Genomic DNA, 15,413 nt, shown 5'->3' with positions numbered 1-15,413 from the left:
GACACTGACACTGAATAAAAACGAGGCAACCCATGACCGCAACGGCACTGAAAAAAGACATGAATATGGCAGATTCCCCAAACAGCGAGGCTTTTGAAAACCACGCTTCTGAAAACAACACGGCGTGGCAAAAAGTCTGTACCAAGGCAGACCTCGTGGAATACTCCGGCGTCGCCGCCTGGCTCGAAACCGCCGATGGCCCCGCTCAGGTCGCTATTTTCTATTTACCTGGGGGGCAACAAAAACAGGGGGATAAACTGTACGCCCTTGACCACCATGATCCTTTCTCGAACGCCAACGTCATCGCCCGCGGCATCGTCGGTGACCTGAAAGGCGCACCGGTGGTCGCCTCGCCTATCTACAAGCAGCACTTCCGCCTTGAAGATGGGCAGTGTTTGGAAGATGAAAGCGTCAAGCTGCGCACTTGGAAGATCGAGTTTAAAGGTGATGAGGTGTGGGTGGAGGGGAAGCCACATTGATTAGCTTTGTTAAATCGACAACGCCGATATTAGGGCAGCGTTGTCGCTAGCAGGCAGAAACTCTCAAACGTTCATCCAAAAAGGTAATCAGCGCCTGATTAAACTCATCAGTGGGCACTGATACCATCTGAATCGCCATGGAGAACTAGCGTGGGCATATCGATCTTGGGCAAGTCTTTGCGGAAATCGGTCACTAAACGCCTTAATACAGTCGTAGGTCGCTTGGGGTGACTCAAAGGCGGCAATATCGCGGCTAGTACAATCCTTTCGAACTTACCAAAGCGGGCTGTGAAACGGAGGCATTGCTGTTCGCCCGCGCGCATGGGGACCGGGCGTCTTTGAGGTTGGATGTTAAACATTTATCGTGAACCACCACGCCTAAACGGAAACGTAGGATAAGCCCGTTGGCTAGCGGAAGGCACTGTCACCCCAAAGCGCTTTTCGATATCGCCCATGGTGATAAGCGTTTCTCCACGCCGATAGGCCGCACACAGAACTGCGCTAAGTTCGGTGAGCGCAGGCGAGGGTCTGGCCCACTCCAAAGGCGGCAAGGGTGTTGACCACTCTGCCAACCAGTCTTTGGGAATGGCTTTGGGCAGCACGTGCTTCGTGCGGTAATCCGTGTACCAGTTCGCCAAGCGGGCATGCTCCCACATCCGCTTGCGACGAAAGCGACGCCAGCGGGCCTTATTATTGGTGCGTTTGCATTCAGCTTTTTCGTGGGCCACGTAATCATCGTACCACTCAAGCCCCCACCCTCTTGCTGTGGGCGTAATGGCATCCGGCCCCTCCTCCATAAAACAGCGGAAATATTCCCACTGTGCCAGGGCCTCTAGCTCACCATCGGCACTCAATATGATTCCTGCCCCAGGCATGGAGTAACCGGGACGCTCTGGGTCTGGAACCAACAGCGTAAGGCTCCAGCCAAAGTTGGACACATCTTTCAGCGCCACCGACCAGCTCACACCAACTATCGCGACTAAATCTTCCCAGGGCACCAATACCGTGCGGCGCTCGCGCTTACAAAGGTATGCGATATGATCGTAAACTGAGGTATAACCGAAAAGAATCGCCATAGCCATGGCATGGAACAATACCTGCCCAAGGGGAAAGGTTTCTTCCGCTCCTACCAACCATTGACTAATATTAAAAATGGCAATTGGCCCGGAGACAATTGACATCGCAATAGGCCCTAATCCCATAAACCAAAGGTTGTCAGGAGCAGGCAGCCAGAACCGGTCAGACGGCGCCACAACAAACGCTACTTCACGGCGTTGGCGATTAAAGCGTACGGGAGTCGCTCGCTTAAGCTGGGTATTTACGAAGGAAACTGCCGGATTAAATACGAAAAGAAAAAGAGCATACAGCCCGGCAAGGCATAATGTGAGAGTTTCTACGTATCCAAAACCATCTATAGGAACAATCAAAAGCAAAAATAGGCCTAAACAAAATATCCACAAAAAACCAGAAGTCAACGTATGCCCGGCCGCTATCAAGCCATCTGGTCTTGCTCCCTCACGAATATCCATGGTGACATTATCGTAGCGAACATCCAAACTCGGCATAACATGCGCTTGCTTATTTTTAGTAGGCAATGGCAACGGGCTTATGCAAAATCTAGCATTTTCAGCCCCCTTATCGCATTCATTAATGCGCATTAGAACATGGGCATCTTGGGGTATTATCATTTCAAACATATTAACCTTATGGCATCCAGTTGCTCTGGCGTTGTTGGTTTCAGACAACACCATTTTAATAGATATGACTGTATGGTTGACACGAATACAATGAGCTTTATCTCTGAGTTAGGCCACCTCCTTGTTCAGCTTGGCCCAATCGGTTAAAAACACCCCGGCAAGTTCATAACTAATGTGTATTTACTCTTCTGGGGGTATGGGAACCGCAAGTGCAAAACGGATGGGCGCCAAAGTTCTGATAAGCGTCGTTAACTTCTCCAATCGCCTGATTCAAATCCAAATGCGCCGCCCCTGTGGGCAAAGGTGTCGGCGACATGTAAATAACCTTGCCACCTGGAAATGACTCAACATCTTGAGCCCGGTGGGGCTGGAGAATATCAGGCCGAGGCAAGTCCGGTGTCTTCTGGTTCATAACTGACATCCTTGTCGCGTTAACATAATCATGCTTTGAGCCCCTGCCACCGGTAGGGCGACATCGGGTGCTTTACATATGGCGCTAGGTATTGATGGCCTCGGCGTCTTCCGCGCCCTGGTTAAGTCTCTTCTGTAGCTTGGCACGCCCCAAGTAATTGATCATCGGTATGGCCAGCAGGCTCGATGGGGCAGTGGGTAAAGCGCCTATCGCGAGGAGTACCATAGAGGGGATAGACCACTTCTCTTGGCTAGGCTTATAAGCATAAGCCCTCAATGCCAGTCCAGAGAGGACGAAGATGACACAGGCCAAGGCATAGGGGTAGAGAAACGCGACATTGTTGTGAGTGGTATACAGCAACCCACCGCCAGCGACCAGAACGACATAAAGAAGAAGACAGGCGACGCCGATATCAGGCGTAACCTCCTGCTGGTGAATATCCCGCTCCTTCAGAAAAGCAAACAAGGGGTCTTGAATCGGCCCCGCATACTCCGTGTGTACGATTCCTTCCTTCGGGCTCATTCCAAACAGCTGCTTGTTGCTGGCATTGCGAATTTCTCCAATACCGGCCTTGGCAGGGTCATCGGTCTTGCGCCCATTCTTTGTCCTGAGTATCAGCTTTAGAGAGTCATCATGGGACACAAGCTGGTCATACAGCGATTGAATAAACTCAATATCAAAAGACGTTTTAAAACTTAATGGAAGCACGCACACTCTCCTTAACCCGAAGGTTTAATTGAAAGCAAAATCAAGATAAAGACGTATTTTCAACTTTATCTTTTAATGCTCACTTATTGACAAACTTGGTTTTAGGCTTTATTTCTGAAGAAATTGCTAAATTCTGATTAGCCGATTTCATTATAGCGACGTACTAAAAAAAATGCTCTAAACACGCATTAAATCTAGCCTTTCATAGAACATTAACTTTCCCTTCTTCATACGCCGCACCAGGCAGATGCTCTTTGAAGAACTGAATGCGCTCATCCAATTCATCTGCACGGCAGAAAATAAAGTGGGTACGTGGCCTATAGTAGGAGTTTTTGCTAAAAGGCTTCCATTGGTAGGTCAGCGCAATAATGCTGCGTTTACGCCATACCTTGATATGCTCGGTTTTCTCCCACGTCCACTCTTCATGCCGACTATTACTCTGCTTCGCCTGTTGCGCCCCCATCATCCCTGCCATCAGCCCCATTCCTAATGGCCCAATCCCCGCAATCACAAGCGAAGGATCCATTAAAATCAACACACCCACGATAGGCAGCAAAATAATCGCAGACCATTTCAGGAAAGAAGCCGCCGCAGCCTCTTGCGGTTTCCATGAATACTCCTCAGCCAACGTTTCGGTAAAGCGGTAAACAATAATGGTGGTATTATGGGTTACGCTCATGAAAATCAACATGAGCAACAGGAACAGCCCCCCTCCCAGTAAAAATGAGCCTAACAATGATTGTACGAGTAAGGACATTACATATCTCCCCCCCCAAAGGCAATGAGTGACATTGGAATTAAAGCAAGGTTATCCGGAGTGGTGTTGTAATTACGCGCTCTAATTTGCCAAGCCATGACCGCTGGCTCATCGGCATGCTTCCAGGGTATTTCGGGAATATAGTCCTGCTTGGGTTGAATAAACCACATATATGAATCCTTACTCTTCTGGAGTTATGGGAAACGCAAGTAAAAAAAGCGCACTGACACCCCAGTTCGGATCTCCCTATAAGGCATAGTTACTAAACACCTTAAGCTCTCGCTCGTGATACGGAACGTTTGGCAATGCCTTTCTCAGGTATTGGATGTTTTCGTCAAAATTATGCGGCTGACAATAAACGGTGCTATAAAAAAAAGTCTCTATTCCATCTTCGTGAATGTCAGTAAAACGTAAACCAATTAAATTCCGCTTACGCCAAGCTACAATTTCCTCGGCGTCCATCCATTCTATTTCTTTATGTTGACTTTTATTATGCTTCGCCTGTTGCGACCCCATCATCCATGCCATTAGGCCCATTCCCAATGGGCCAATACCGGCAATCACCAGAGAAGGATCCATTAAGATCAGCACACCCACGATGGGCAGCAAAATAATCGCAGACCACTTCAGGAAAGAAGCCGCCGCAGCCTCTTGTGGTTTCCATGAATACTCCTCAGCCAACGTTTCAGTAAAACGGTAAACAATAATGGTGGTATTATGGGTTACGCTCATGAAAATCAACATGAGCAATAGGAACAGCCCCCCTCCCAGTAAAAATGAGCCTAACAATGATTGTACGAGTAAGGACATTACATACCCCCCCCCAAAGGCAATGAGTGACATTGGAATTAAAGCAAGGTTATCCGGAGTGGTGTTGTAATTACGCGCTCTAATTTGCCATGCCATGACCGCTGGCTCATCCGCATGCTTCCAGGGTATTTCAGGAATATAGTCCTGCTTGGGTTGAATAAACCACATATATGAATCCTTACTCTTCTGGGGTTATGGGAATCGCTAGTGCAAAACGGGCAGGCGCGCTGAGGCCCTGGCTCTCCTCACTATTGGGTTCGATCTCTTTTTTACCTGCGGCAGCGTTGGGTTTGTAAAAGGTGAAACTTAATTGGTTTTCGCTTGATAGCAACGTTTCGGCATAGTCCACTGTGAGAATAAAAGAGGCATTTTTTGCTTGTTCGCTAGCCGGTATCCAGGCCTGCCAGATTCGCACATCGTCTGGGTTATATTCTGTGTCAGCGGGTAACGCTGCCCCTCGCTCCGTTTGTTGAGAAGGACTCTGCTCGAAGCTATCGCCCGGTGCCCAGAAGCCGCTTCCGGCGATCTCGGAGATTCTGACGGTGTCCCCCGCTAGGGAAGCGGGAAAAGCGATCTGCACCCAGCAGCCTTGATAGGTAGAAGCAATATCACCTACCCCGTAATAGCTACTGTTTGACGAGTCAAACTTCATATCGGTTACGCTGGTCAATTTCACGGAAGGCTGTAGCAGGATTTCCATCAACGCCTGCCACTCACTATTTTCGCCTTCGTCAGTCGCATCCCACTGATACTCCCCCCTACCCCAAGTGCTGGTATATAGCCAGACGCGTACCCCTTCACGGTTATAGCGGGCAGCGAAATGTGAGGCGATCAGGTGAATGACACCCGCCGCAAACAGAATGCCGGAGACCCAGCCGCCAAGTATCCAAGCGAAAGCTTTTGAACCTGCCCGAGCTGCACCATAAATTTGAGCACCGGCTGTACCGGCCATAGTGAATCCTGCAAAAGCTTTAACTGCTAAGGCCAGACGCTCTTTCCCACTTGTTGCCTCTCCATAGTCACTTAGGCTATTCCAAGTATCTAACCCCGCTGAGATTGCCCCGATAGCTGACAAACCCGCCACTCGGGTGGCTAATTTGGCCGCTAATCTTGCCGTTTTCGGCGAGTTCTGGCCTGACCATTCGCTAATACCAGCCTTTGCTACTTCTGTCATAGTTCGTGACAGCATGAATTTTTGCGTAGCATGCTTGTTCCAAAACGGCATGACCCATAGGCTCATTGTTGCGCCAGCGGCGAAACTGGCGGTCGTCGCCAAGTTCCGCGCTTCGTCTCCATCAATGCCTTCTTTGTTAGCGGTACGTACCGCTTCCTGAAAGTTGTAGAGATTCAGCCCTGCAATTAAGAGTGGCAACCCGCCACCCAGTCGCTCGACTAACCCCGTTAGATGTCGACGAGCCGCCCTCACGCCGCCCATGATTTTTAAGCGGTGTATTTCACGCTGTTCGTAAAAACCGACGGAGGCAAGATTATTCGCACGCGCCTGATTGCCTGGATTACTGCGATCTAGGGTATCGTCCGCACCGCTAACACGCCTGGGTTCATCGTAGGCATGCTCATAGCGTTGTTGTTCCAGCCGCTTCATCTCATCGACATTTCTTTGTTGCTTTGCGGCACGAATGTCTCTGGTCAGCTTCCAGGACTTTTTCCGCCATTCGCGGTGCTTAGCCTCGTACTCAAGGTCAAGCACCAGCTGTGATGAAGCAACATCCGGATGGACGAGAACGACCATAAGGGGGTGCAATAGTGCTTTGGTTGCTTTTGCCACAGACACCTGGCCTCTGGCACTTAAGGAAGGTAAAAAGTGGTAGGCGATACTTTCCCAAGCTTTTTGTGTTGGCCCGCCAACCCCCACGCGCAAGGTATCAAATGCCTCTTTTACATGCGGTGCCAGGGCTTTATAAGCGGGATGACTCTGTACCTTTTCGTACTTGAGGATACCGCGAAATGCGTTGATCCGCGTTGCCACGCTCGAAGCGTCAATGCCATTATCTGCGGCTTCTCCATTTTCGGTACCTTGTTCAATGAAGTGTTGTGCAATGGTTTCAAGGGCCTCGGCCAAGGCGGGGTCAAGGTTACTCATCGCAAAACCAATCAATGAGTCGTTCGCTTGATAAGTGTCATTTAACCAAGCACGGCCGGTCTGCGTAGCGCCGAGAGCTTCAACCACCATGCAACTAAATTCATGAATAGCCTGATTCTGCGTGGCATCAACGGTATCGAAACACAGCTCTTGAGCGGACAGCGGCAAGCGTTCAAGCCAAATAATCAGATCCGCCAGACTGTTTTCGATATGCGCCTGTAGTCGCTCTAGCTGTGGCACTTTTTCGGTCAGAAAAGCGATGGCCTCATCCAGCCTGACATCAAGGCGGGGAAGCTCTTTGCCATGCCACTCTTCATACTGCTCGTTATTGCGATTGGGCGGGTTGGGCATGCCTAATTCGATTAGCTCTTCTCGAATCTCTGTTACGCGCCTTTGCCTAGCGATCAATGTATGATCAGAACCGTTCTCTGCCCTTTTGATTGCATCGAGCAGTTCACCAGTCTTAACGGTTATTTCGCGATAACGCTCAGGGTCTTGGCGCGCTTCATCACTGATCAGGTCATCAATATCGATCAGGCACAGGGATTTGACGACCTGCGCGGTCTCAAGCTTATGACCGTGTTCATCCAGAAACGCTTCTAACTCCAATTCGCGGCCAACCAGCGCCATATGTAGATCGTTAACAATTCCCAAATCGTCATCGAGCGCGACAAAGATCGCTTCATCGTGATTATCGATATTGGCGAGAACGCTGGCCTGGGTTATCTCCGGCTTGACCTCATAATGCCGATAAACGCTTGCCTCTTTACTCTCGTCTTCACGCTCCCCATTTGTATCTGCACGGTTTTCGCTATCGCTGCTGTCGTCGTTTGCCGGCGCAGTCTCTCTCTCTTCGGTCGAAACGGTCGTGCTGGTAAAGCCATCAACTGCGCCATCGGGCGTAATGTCCGCTACGTGCTCGCCGAGCTGCGTTATAGGGGCAGCATGGGGAGAAAATGACGCGCAGTCTCCCGTTGCATTGATCGCCGCTATCAAACTGCCGGACCGCATAATGCGTTGACGAAAATCGGCGTTTTCCAGCACATACTCACGAATACGTTCCGTCCATTGGACAGAGGAGTAAGCTAACGCGATAGAGGCGTAGGTGGGGTACGTTAGGTGAGGGGCTTTATTAAACGTTGCGCCCTCTATGCAGTATTCGTCAATGCGCGGCTCCTTCCCCGCCTCACTCACCCAGACGTATAGCCAGCCATCGCGCAGTTGCCGAAGCGTATAATCGCGCGTTTCAATTGTGGGGTAGCCTGGCCCCTGCCACTCTTCATCAATCGGGTGTGGCGCTGGCGCGCTGGCCTCAGCAGGCGCCTCGTCAATGGCGTAGCGCACAGGGAAAATATCGATATCGATAAACAGCGGACAAACCCCGCCACCAATGGGGGTTTCATCAAAGGCGGCATCGCGTGCCTGCGCCTGAACATCCGTGTTAGCCATTGGCTGCCTCGTCTATTGATAGGGGAGCTTGAGAAGGTGATCCGTGATGTTGATTGTGCTGCGAGGCGCTAGCAGCCGGTGTGCGGCTCCAGGCGTCCAGGGCATATAGTTTCTCCTGCCGGGGGAGACTCACTTGGTCAGATGAGTGCCTTGCCCACTGGGCATATAGCCCATCATCAGCCGTAATAAACGCTTTGCCCCAGTGCAAACTGAGATCTACCCAGATAGCGAGCTGACGTTCGGTACTGGCCCCCCATGCGATGGCATCATCCAAGCGTTCGTCAAGCCATCGGCCGTGATCACACTCAAGGTGTTGCCACGCATTAGGCGCATGCTGTTTAAAGTAGTCCGTTAACCACTCTTTAAGCTGCCAGCGCGCCACGGCTTTGAGCGCTGCATACTGCTGATGCCCCATTGGCGGAAAATCGGGAGCTTGTGCCGCAGTAGTTGATTCGAGATGGTGGCTGGCTTGAAAGGCTTGCCATTTCAGAGCGCCCTGACCTGCCCAGTTAGGCGTCCAATCGGCGACCCACCATGTGTCGATGGGGCCCATGAGGGTAGCCGGTAACTCGTCGCCATAGCTGCTTAACCAGTGGCGTGTTACCAGGGGGTCAGCGAAGCGCAATAACTGTTCTTGCCCTGCCTCGCCGCTGAAGGTGAGGAACCGGTGGAGATGCTTGCTTAGTGATTGAGTGCTTGCTTGGCTACTGAACAGTGAAAGCGAGCGATAAAGCGGCGTGTGGTCATTTTGGCAGGCTTGGTTGATCAAGCCAGCTCCCTTAAGTGTGACCAGCATGGGCCCATGCTCGGCCACCGCACTCCACCGAGTTGACAAGTAAAGTGGCTCAACTTCCTCAACACTATCGTGTCGATATAAGCGCTTCCAAGCATCGGGATAGCAGACACCGTCTACCAGCGCATGGGTCGCGGATGACATAGACTGCATTTAGCGTTCCCCCTGATTCGGCTCTTCACAAATGTCGCAGTAGGCAGGCGCTCTGAGCAGGGCTTTAAGCTGTGCGGCCTGATTGATCGGAGGGCTCAACAACGGCGAGTGCCCTATCGCCTCTGCCCGGTCATGATCTTTACCTTCCAGCACGGGCGGCAGTTTGGGCAGCTCGACCGCTTGCCCGGTGCCGCTGCCGGGGCTGCCACCGGCGTTGATCTTGACTTGGGGGCCGACGATGGTGATGCCGCTGGCGTTAATCTTGATAAAGCTGCCACCGGCTTTTAAAGTGATTTCGCCATCGGCTTCAAGGACTGCTTTTTGCCCCGACTTGATATGCAGCTCCTGGCCACTTTCGCTTAGCCAAGCTTCCCCGGCGCGCATATGCATGGTGCCTTCCACGCTTAAATGCTGAGCGCCTTCGGTGTGCTCAAAGCGGTGGCGATGCACTGTGTGATGCTCGTCGTTATCGATCTCGCTGATGCGGTCGTTGTGCACCTTGAGGTGGCTGTCGCGTTTGATCTCTTCAGTGCGGTCGTTAAGCGTCAGCAGCTCCAGGTCTTTCTGGGCATGCAGCCAAATCTGCTCTTCACCGGTGGCGTCCTCGAAGCGCAGTTCGTTAAAGCCGACGGACTTATGGCTCTGGGTGCGGATTACCGTGCGCGTCTTATGTTCCGGTAGCGGATACGGGGGCGTATTGACCGCATGGTAGGTACGGCCGGTGATTATCGGCTGATCAGGGTCACCCTCCAAAAATGAAACGACCGTTTCATTTCCGATCCTGGGGATCGCCATGCTGCCGTAGCCGCCGCCTGCCCAGTCCTGGGCTACCCGTACCCAACAGCTGGCCGTCTCGTTGGGTTCGGCGTAGCGATCCCAGGGAAACTGCACCTTGACCCGGCCGTGTTCGTCGCAGTAGATCTCTTCGCCTTCCGGCCCGACCACAAAGGCCACCTGGGGGCCGTCCACTCGCGGCTTGGGAGTGGGCTCTGGGCGGAAGGTCTGATCCTTGGGCATGATGACCAGCTCGTTATAGTAGCGGGTCATCTGCTCGCCTGACGCATCCGACAGTGCCCCACGACTCAGAGCCCCATTGCCACCCCGGGCCATACCGTCCTCTTCCAATGCCTGGGGCTGCTCGCCGTGGTGCACTACAGCCACCACCTGCCACGCCTGGTTAAGGCTATCGATATCGTGGTCGGTCAGGGTAAAGCAGACGCCCGGGGCGAGTTCGGGAAGATCGCTTTCCGCCTCGGCAGTAGTGGCGTCGGCGCGCAGGGATTCTAACCGGTGGCGGGTAAACGGCTTGCCGGAGGCATCCTTCTTATAACGCCCGGGGTAATCGAAGTGTTCGTAATCTTCCCGCTGGGCGTGCTCACCCAGCCCCGTTGCTTGATGCTCATGGATCTGGGCGTAGGCAGGGTTCTTAAACGTGTAGTCTTTGAGCATCGCCGAGGCGGGGCGCACCCGGCTGACCTGGCGGAGTTTACGTATATGGCGTCGGGGCGGAGTGCCCCCGGCGCGGCCGTGGTAGGTGCGCTCGCCCACACTGGGCAGTACCAACGTGGCGTCGGCAAACACCAACTGATGCTTACCGCCTTCGGCGTTCTCAAACTCGTGGAAATAGAAACAACCCTCTTCAGCGGCCACGCGCTCAATAAAGGCCAGATCGGTCTCCCGATACTGCACCAAATACTCACGATCTAATGGCGTGCGGGTAGTGGCAAAACCGATGTCGGTGAGGCTGCGTTCGCTGGCTAATGTGGTGATCGCATCGTAGGGCGAGGTGTCCTGAAAGATGCGCGAGTTGTGGCGCAGCGATAGCCGCCACAGGGCCGGGCGAATCTCGACCCGATAAAAGCTGCGCCGATGTCCCCTGTCAGCGCGGTGCAGCTCTGAAATCAACCCGTGCACGCGGCGCAGCGGCTCGCCATCCTGCCAAATGGTGAGCGTTGCTTCCTGATCCAAACAGTCGCTGGGCGACAGGGTGTGGGTACGGCTGGCAAAGTCAACGGAGAGGGTAAATGGCTCAGAGAGGGCCTCGCGATGGGTAAAACGCACCACGGCAGTATCATCGGCCCCAGGTAGGGTCAGGGTAAATTGCAGGCCTGTCTTGTCCGCCATCGCTCCGCTCCTTGGATCGTTATCTGCTAATGAGAACGAATCAGGATATCGGCACAGGGCGAGAAAGCAAGCCTACGAGGGCAAGTGACAGGGATCTCTTACACGGCTGTAAGATATGGCTTACACGCGTAAGAGATCTCTTACAAAAGAGCATTGGAAATTCATCAAACTGACAGCAAAAACTCGCAAAGACGCTGACATTGAGACCAACGAAGTTGCTATGCTTACCGACTATTTTGATCATGTGTGCATTGGAGCAGAGCGTCTGTGAAGTCAGAATCGAGCACCTTAGCCTTCTCCGCCTTTATGGCGCTGCTGATTGGTTGCGCTGGCATCGTCGCCACGCTGGCGTCTAACTCCCAAGCGATCCTGCTGGATGGGCTGTTTAATCTGATCTACTTCAGCGTCGCGCTGGTGACGATCAAGGTGAGCAAATTAGCCAGCCGCCCCGATAGCGAATCCTACCCCTTCGGCTATAGCTACTTTGAGTCGCTGGTCAATCTGTGCAAAGGCCTTCTAATCTTAGGCGTGTCTATTTTTGCCTTGGTCGATGCCATTGCGGCACTGCTCACCGGTGGTCGTGAGATCGCGGCGGGCTTGGCGGTGCTGTATGCCCTTTTCGCCACCGCGGCCTGTTCGCTAACCGCCTGGGTGATGCACCGCAGCCAGCGCCATGTGAGCAGCCCCTTGGTGGCGGCAGACAAGCTCAACTGGTTAGTCAACAGCGTTATCTCAGCTGCTGTGCTAGCCGCTTTCTGCCTAGTGATGCTGTTTGAGCGCTTGGGCTGGCAGACGATTCTGCCCTACGTGGATTCGGTGTTGGTGATTGCGGTGGTGGTGCTGTGTTTGGGCGTGCCGGTGCGTATGGCCTCCCAAGCGTTAAAGGAACTGCTCAATAAAACCCCGGAAGAGGCTATCGCGGCACCCGTTCGCCAGGCCGTGGCAAACGCTCTGGCGGACACCGACACCCAAGAAGTACGCGTGCGTATGGTGCGCCCCGGGCGCCTGCTGTATGTGATTGTGCATGTGGTGCTTCCCGAGGCATCCGACGTTTCGGTCGCCAGCCAGGATTCTCTGCGGGTAAAAATCGATGACGAGGTGCGCCGCTACTACTCCCCTGTGGTGTGTGATGTAGTATTTACCGCCAATACCCGCTGGGCGGCGCCATCCTGCGGACTATTGGTTGAGAAGCACTGATCATGACAGCTTGAAAGCCCGTGTTTTCCTAACGCGCCTTTCGCAATAGAACGAGCGTGGCGAGTGCGCCGCCCAGTAGCGCGAGGCCAAATAACGCTAACGCCAAGGTATGCCCCACGGCATCAATCAGTACCCCGGTGGTAATCACCGGGATACTAAAGCCCAAGTAGGCCATCAAAAAGTAACCCGCGCTGGCTTGTTGGCTCGTCGACGCGTCCGCTATCGCCAACACACCGCTTAATCCCCCCAGGTAGATAAACCCATAGCAGGTGCTGCTGGCGGCCACCGTGCCCAGCAGTACTGCTGTAAGATAACCATGAACAGCTCCCCAGGCGATCAGTGCATAGGCAATCGGCAGAATCACCAGCCCCAGCTGGGTCGCGGTAGAGGGCTCAAGCCTTCTCGCCCAAGGCTGAAACAGCACCCCGCAGCTGCAGATACCGAAGGTGGCGAAGCCGCTCCAGGCGGATAAACCATGTTGGCTTAATACCGAAGGTAGAATCGCAATAACCAACCCTACCGTGGCCCAGGCGAGTAAAATCGCCAGCCCATAGGAGAGCGCCCCCTTGGGATAACGGGGCAGGCGTAGCATTGGGCTTTTAGCAGCACTCAGTGCGCGATCCTTAAGCGTGGTGACCGCCACGAGCGCCAGCGCAGCGATAGCGAGATAAAGCCACAGGCTGGGCGGCGATACGCTGGGGGTATGAAAAACAAACAGGCTAGTGACCGCCGCCCCTAGACCAAACCCCAGCGCGGTACTGGCGGTGACATAGCTGGTCGCTATACGGTTATCCTGCCCACCCAACAGCATGTGCATGTAAGCGGGCGCCACCGCGGAGGTTAACCCCGTGCTGATACCCAGCAAAAAGCGAGCAACCCCCAGCGCCAGCAAACCGGGCGCTATCAAGGTCATCGCGGTCGCCAAGAGACATAACAGTAGCGCAGTAACGATTAGCGGCTTGTGCCCTACCCTGTCAGCCAGACCATTCAACCCCAGCAGCACCGGCACAATGCCCAACACATAGCAGGCGAAAGCGATGGTAGTGGCCCCGACGCCCAAGCCATCACGCGCTGCCAGTGCATCGTAAAGCGGGGCCTGTAAGTTAACCGCCGTGGTAATCGTACATAGCGCGAACGCCAGACAGGCGGCACTTTTTGTATTGATCGTTGCAGTCGCAGCGCGATTCATAGCAAAGTCCTAAATAAGCGAATCGTTGAACTGCTAAGCTCGCACGCTTACCCCGCAGCGTTAAGGTACACTTCACCACCACTTTTCAGACACTGTTCCGCCCTTTTAACGAACAGTTGAAAACAACAGGCCACGTTATGCAGCTAGAGGTTAATCGCCACTCTGCGACTCCCATCGCGCAGCAGCTCGAAACGGCTATGCGCGCCTGGATTGCAGCCCACGGTGCCGGTGGTGGCCGCCGTTTGCCCTCTATTCGCCGCTTAGCGGCCTCCCACAACATCAGCCGTAACGCGGTGATTGAAGCCTACGAGCGACTTGTGGCGTCTGGCTTAGTCCGCTCACAACCCGGCTCGGGGTTTTACGTCGCGGATAGCGCAGCAGCACTGGTGTCGCCATCGACCACAACGAACGGGATGGAAGAGATCACCAACGGGCTGTGGGGGCTTTTTAGTGCGAATGAGCACACGCTAAAACTCGGCTGCGGCTGGCTGCCAAGCGATTGGCGCGAAGGCGACGACCTAACCCATGCTATTCGCCAAGTGGCACGTAAAAGCCGTTCGGGAATCTTCGAGTACAGCACCCCTCAAGGGCCCCAGGATCTACGCGGTTTGATCCAGGAACGCCTGCGCCCACTGGCGATTACCGCTGACGCACAGCAGATCGTGACGACCAGCGGCGGCAGCCATTCGTTGGATTTGCTGGTAAGAATGCTGCTTGATCCCGGCGACGTGGTGTTTGTAGAGTCGCCAGGCTATTACAACCTGTTCGGCCTACTGCACTTACAGCGTGTTCGCGTGATTGGCGTGCCGCGCCTGGCGGACGGTCCGGATATTGAGCGCCTGGAAGCGCTGTTAGCCCAGCACCGCCCTAAGCTGTTGTATATCAACAGCGTGTTTCATAATCCCACGGGCAGTACCCTCACCCCGGCGATTGCGCACCGGGTTTTACAGTTAGCCGAACAGCACGATTTTCAGATTATTGAAGACGATATCTACGCGGATTTTCAGCACACCCCCACCACCCGACTGGCCGCACTAGATGGCTTAAACCGGGTGTTTTATCTAGGCAGCTTTTCGAAAAGCCTCTCCTCTTCACTGCGAGTCGGTTTTATCGCCGCGCCAACGACGTTGGTGCAGCGACTAGTGGATATCAAGATGTTGACCAGCATTTCGGCTTCACGCTTTGCCGAACAGGTGGTCACCGTCATGCTACAAAACGGCAGCTATAGGAAGCTCACCGAGCGGCTGCGCATCAAACTGGCCAATCAAATGGCGATGGCACTAACGATGCTTAACAATGCTGGCTGGGAGGTATATATCCAACCGGCTGGCGGGATGTTTGTGTGGGCAAAACCACCGACGGCCATAACGCCTGAAACACTGAGCGAGCTGGCCAACCGCTGGGAAATTACCCTATCGCCGGGTCACTTATTCTTTGCTGATCATCAGCCGACGCCCTGGCTGCGGCTCAACGTTGCCTATATGCAGGATCCCAGGGCGAAGGCGTTTATTGAAGCAGCACAATAATTGTCACCAGCCCCGCGC

The 15,413-nt window shown here is 53.7% G+C and carries 12 protein-coding genes; 3 read left to right on the top strand and 9 right to left on the bottom strand.

The window, feature by feature from the left end:
- The first annotated feature begins 32 nt into the window (after positions 1–32).
- Positions 33–479, top strand: a complete 447-nt coding sequence (gene nirD / locus A6R74_RS19955) for a nitrite reductase small subunit NirD (RefSeq protein WP_064236208.1) — start codon at positions 33–35, stop codon at positions 477–479.
- Positions 480–838: 359 nt separating this feature from the next.
- On the opposite strand, the gene A6R74_RS19950 is transcribed toward nirD, so the two are convergent.
- The 8 genes from A6R74_RS19950 to A6R74_RS19920 all read right to left on the bottom strand — a co-directional run bounded on the left by A6R74_RS19950 (position 839) and on the right by A6R74_RS19920 (position 11,483).
- Positions 839–2,044: a hypothetical protein gene (locus A6R74_RS19950; RefSeq protein ID WP_240488282.1), complete on the bottom strand. Its 1,206-nt coding sequence runs from the start codon at positions 2,042–2,044 to the stop codon at positions 839–841.
- A gap of 628 nt (positions 2,045–2,672) precedes the next feature.
- Positions 2,673–3,296, bottom strand: coding sequence for a hypothetical protein (locus A6R74_RS19945; RefSeq protein WP_064236206.1), 624 nt, complete (start codon positions 3,294–3,296; stop codon positions 2,673–2,675).
- 202 nt (positions 3,297–3,498) lie between these two features.
- Positions 3,499–4,053, bottom strand: a complete 555-nt coding sequence (locus A6R74_RS19940) for a hypothetical protein (protein WP_240488281.1) — start codon at positions 4,051–4,053, stop codon at positions 3,499–3,501.
- Entirely contained in the window at positions 4,053–4,223 is a 171-nt protein-coding gene (locus A6R74_RS23180; RefSeq protein ID WP_240488280.1) for a hypothetical protein, read from the bottom strand. Before A6R74_RS23180 ends, A6R74_RS19940 begins: the two co-directional genes overlap by 1 nt.
- 76 nt (positions 4,224–4,299) lie before the next feature.
- Complete coding sequence (locus tag A6R74_RS19935; RefSeq protein ID WP_064236205.1) at positions 4,300–5,031, bottom strand: hypothetical protein; 732 nt, start codon at positions 5,029–5,031, stop codon at positions 4,300–4,302.
- Between the two features lie 10 nt (positions 5,032–5,041).
- Positions 5,042–8,413, bottom strand: a complete 3,372-nt coding sequence (locus A6R74_RS19930; protein WP_064236204.1) for a T6SS effector BTH_I2691 family protein — start codon at positions 8,411–8,413, stop codon at positions 5,042–5,044.
- Positions 8,406–9,359: a DUF4123 domain-containing protein gene (locus tag A6R74_RS19925; protein WP_064236203.1), complete on the bottom strand. Its 954-nt coding sequence runs from the start codon at positions 9,357–9,359 to the stop codon at positions 8,406–8,408. Before A6R74_RS19925 ends, A6R74_RS19930 begins: the two co-directional genes overlap by 8 nt.
- Positions 9,360–11,483, bottom strand: a complete 2,124-nt coding sequence (locus A6R74_RS19920) for a type VI secretion system Vgr family protein (RefSeq protein WP_064236202.1) — start codon at positions 11,481–11,483, stop codon at positions 9,360–9,362.
- Positions 11,484–11,750: 267 nt separating this feature from the next.
- Here A6R74_RS19920 and A6R74_RS19915 point away from each other — a divergent pair, with 267 nt between their 5' ends.
- Entirely contained in the window at positions 11,751–12,680 is a 930-nt protein-coding gene (locus tag A6R74_RS19915) for a cation diffusion facilitator family transporter (RefSeq protein WP_064236201.1), read from the top strand.
- Positions 12,681–12,708: 28 nt separating this feature from the next.
- On the opposite strand, the gene A6R74_RS19910 is transcribed toward A6R74_RS19915, so the two are convergent.
- Positions 12,709–13,869, bottom strand: a complete 1,161-nt coding sequence (locus tag A6R74_RS19910; protein ID WP_064236200.1) for an MFS transporter — start codon at positions 13,867–13,869, stop codon at positions 12,709–12,711.
- 137 nt (positions 13,870–14,006) lie between these two features.
- Between A6R74_RS19910 and A6R74_RS19905 the strand changes: the two genes are divergently transcribed.
- On the top strand, positions 14,007–15,395 hold the full coding sequence (locus A6R74_RS19905) for an aminotransferase-like domain-containing protein (protein ID WP_064236199.1): 1,389 nt from the start codon (positions 14,007–14,009) through the stop codon (positions 15,393–15,395).
- Positions 15,396–15,413: the final 18 nt, after the last annotated feature.

It is taken from the genome of Halomonas sp. ALS9, from assembly GCF_001651035.1.
Taxonomy (GTDB): Bacteria; Pseudomonadota; Gammaproteobacteria; order Pseudomonadales; family Halomonadaceae; genus Vreelandella.
Note: the sequence above shows the minus strand (reverse complement) of the source record. Positions and strands in the feature narration are given on the sequence as shown.

Bases quoted from the DNA above. Each gene is read 5' to 3' on its own strand.
- A6R74_RS23180 (WP_240488280.1), bottom strand. From the start codon at position 4,223: ATGTGGTTTATTCAACCCAAGCAGGACTATATTCCCGAAATACCCTGG.
- A6R74_RS19920 (WP_064236202.1), bottom strand. From the start codon at position 11,483: ATGGCGGACAAGACAGGCCTGCAATTTACCCTGACCCTACCTGGGGCC.
- A6R74_RS19940 (WP_240488281.1), bottom strand. From the start codon at position 4,053: ATGTCCTTACTCGTACAATCATTGTTAGGCTCATTTTTACTGGGAGGG.
- A6R74_RS19910 (WP_064236200.1), bottom strand. From the start codon at position 13,869: ATGAATCGCGCTGCGACTGCAACGATCAATACAAAAAGTGCCGCCTGT.
- A6R74_RS19930 (WP_064236204.1), bottom strand. From the start codon at position 8,413: ATGGCTAACACGGATGTTCAGGCGCAGGCACGCGATGCCGCCTTTGAT.
- nirD (WP_064236208.1), top strand. From the start codon at position 33: ATGACCGCAACGGCACTGAAAAAAGACATGAATATGGCAGATTCCCCA.
- A6R74_RS19935 (WP_064236205.1), bottom strand. From the start codon at position 5,031: ATGTGGTTTATTCAACCCAAGCAGGACTATATTCCTGAAATACCCTGG.
- A6R74_RS19925 (WP_064236203.1), bottom strand. From the start codon at position 9,359: ATGCAGTCTATGTCATCCGCGACCCATGCGCTGGTAGACGGTGTCTGC.
- A6R74_RS19950 (WP_240488282.1), bottom strand. From the start codon at position 2,044: ATGCCGAGTTTGGATGTTCGCTACGATAATGTCACCATGGATATTCGT.
- A6R74_RS19905 (WP_064236199.1), top strand. From the start codon at position 14,007: ATGCAGCTAGAGGTTAATCGCCACTCTGCGACTCCCATCGCGCAGCAG.